This window comes from Kitasatospora sp. NPDC057512, assembly GCF_042802135.1.
GTDB lineage: Bacteria > Actinomycetota > Actinomycetes > Streptomycetales > Streptomycetaceae > Kitasatospora.
The window spans coordinates 1-2,438 of record NZ_JBHVET010001002.1; the positions used below are offsets into that span (position 1 = coordinate 1).

At 72.8% G+C, this 2,438-nt stretch carries 2 protein-coding genes; one reads left to right on the forward strand and one right to left on the reverse strand.

Annotation, left to right across the window (positions count from 1 at the left end; genetic code table 11):
- Positions 1-45: 45 nt before the first annotated feature.
- Positions 46-1,032, reverse strand: a complete 987-nt coding sequence (galE, locus tag ACFU6K_RS36775; protein WP_380670661.1) for a UDP-glucose 4-epimerase GalE — start codon at positions 1,030-1,032, stop codon at positions 46-48.
- Positions 1,033-1,237: 205 nt separating this feature from the next.
- Between galE and ACFU6K_RS36780 the strand changes: the two genes are divergently transcribed.
- Complete coding sequence (locus ACFU6K_RS36780; protein WP_380670663.1) at positions 1,238-2,353, forward strand: S1C family serine protease; 1,116 nt, start codon at positions 1,238-1,240, stop codon at positions 2,351-2,353.
- Positions 2,354-2,438 lie beyond the last annotated feature (85 nt).

The window sequence follows — 2,438 nt, forward strand, 5'->3', positions numbered from 1 at the left end:
CCCGCTGAACCGCGGGGCGGACACCGCCGGACGGGCGCCGTCGGATCAGGCCCTGCGGGCCCCGGGGTGGCGGCTGCACCAGCCGTCCCACGCGGAGGAGACCATCTCGGTCACGTCGTGACGGGCGGTCCAGCCCAGCTCGCGGTGGATCAGGTCGGCGGAGGCCACCACCCGGGCCGGGTCGCCGGGGCGGCGCGGGGTCACCTCGGCGGCGGTGTCGTAGCCGGTGACCTTGCCGATCACGGCCAGCATCTCCTTGACGCTGACGCCCTCGCCGCGGCCGATGTTCAGCACCAGGGAGGTCGCGCCGGCCGGGTCGGCGGCCATCCGCTTGGCGGCCGCCACGTGCGCCGAGGCGATGTCGGAGACGTGGATGAAGTCGCGGACGCAGGTGCCGTCCGGGGTCTGGTAGTCGTCGCCGAAGATCCGCGGGGCCTCGCCGGCGGTGAGCCGCTCGAAGACCATCGGGATCAGGTTGAACACCCCGGCGTCGGAGAGCTCGGGTGAGGCGGCGCCGGCCACGTTGAAGTAGCGCAGGGCCACGGTGGACATGCCGTGGGCCTTGCCGGCCGCGGCGACCAGCCACTCGCCGGCCAGCTTGGTCTCGCCGTACGGGCTCATCGGGGCGCAGGGCGTGGACTCGGTGACCAGGTCGACGTCCGGCATGCCGTAGACCGCGGCGGAGGAGGAGAAGAGGAAGCGCTTCACCCCGCCCTCGGCGGCGGCCTCCAGGACGGTCTGGAGGCCGATCATGTTCTCGCGGTAGTACAGGAACGGCTGCTCGACGGACTCGCCGACCTGCTTCTTGGCGGCGAAGTGCAGGATGCCCTCGACGCCGTGCTCGCGGATCGCGGCGTCCAGGGCGGCGCGGTCCAGGGTGGAGCCCTCGATCAGGGGGACGCCGGCCGGCAGCCGGGAGGCGTCGCCGGTGCTGAGGTCGTCCAGGACGGCGACGCGCTCCCCGGCGTCGAGCAGCTGTCGGACGACGTGTCCGCCGATGTATCCGGCACCGCCGGTGATCAACCAAGTCATGTGCCGATCCTAGGGGCCGTGCCTCGGGGATCTCCGGCGCACCCGCGTTCGGATCCGAGCACCACGTTCGGGCGAGTCGGGGCCACAAAGCGGACAAAACGGTGAAAAGCTGACAAGGATTTCCGTGCGCTCATGCCCGCGCCCCCTGGCGTGGTGACGAATCGGAGGCAGCCAGGTGCACCGTCGCAAGGAACACCCCAGCCCCCTGCCCGGCGGGCGGCTGCCGGCAGCGGTCGTGGTCGCGGTGGCGGCCGCGCTGGCGCTGGCCGGCTGCAGCAGCGGCTCGTCCTCCTCCGCCACCGTCGCCGCCACCGGCTCGCCCTCGGCCCCCGGCTCCACCCAGGCCTCCGCGACGTCCGGCCAGTCGAACGGCGGGACCCAGCTGCAGGACGCCTACCAGGCGGTGATCGCCAACGTGCTGCCCTCCGTGGTGCAGATCACCACCGGCGACAGCCTCGGCTCCGGGATCGTCTACGACGACAAGGGCGACATCGTCACCAACGCCCACGTGGTCGGCTCCGCGAAGACCTTCACGGTGACCCTCGCCAACAGCACCACGACCCTGGACGCCGGCCTGGTCGCCAGCTACCCCGACTCCGACCTCGCGGTGATCCGGCTGAACAACCCGCCGAGCGGCCTCCGGCCGGCCAGCTTCGGCGACTCGGGCAAGGTCCAGCTCGGCCAGATCACCCTCGCCATGGGCAGCCCGCTGGGGCTCTCCAGCAGCGTCACCCAGGGCATCGTCTCGGCCACCGGGCGGACCGTCTCCGAGCCCCAGGGCCCCGGCTCGCCGGGCGCCACCATCGGCAACATGGTGCAGACCTCGGCGGCGATCAACCCGGGCAACAGCGGCGGCGCGCTGGTGAACCTGGACAGCAAGGTGATCGGCATCAACACGCTCGCCGCGACCGAGCCGCAGAGCAACGGCGCGGCCGCCCCCGGCATCGGCTTCGCCATCCCGGCGAGCACCATCACCAACATCGCCGACCAGCTGATCAAGCAGGGCAAGGTCACCAACTCCGGCCGGGCCGCGCTCGGGATCACCGCCCGGACCAGCTTCAACCAGCAGTTCCAGCCGGCCGGCGCGGTCATCGTGGCGGTCACCCCGGGCGGGGCGGCGGCCTCGGCGGGGCTCCGGGCCGGCGACGTCATCACCAGGATCGGCGACACCCAGGTCGACTCGCTGAACGCGCTCACCACCGCGCTCGCCTCGCTCACCCCGGGCAGCAAGGTCACCGTCACCTACACCCGGGACGGCGGCACCAAGACCGCCGACGTCACCCTCGGCGAACTGGAAGGCGCCCAGACCTCCTCGCCCTGAGCCCCGGTACGGGGACGCCGGGCCGCACGCCGCGCAAGGGTTCAGCGGGCCGGGTGCCGTACCGGAACGGCGCCGGGACCTCGTC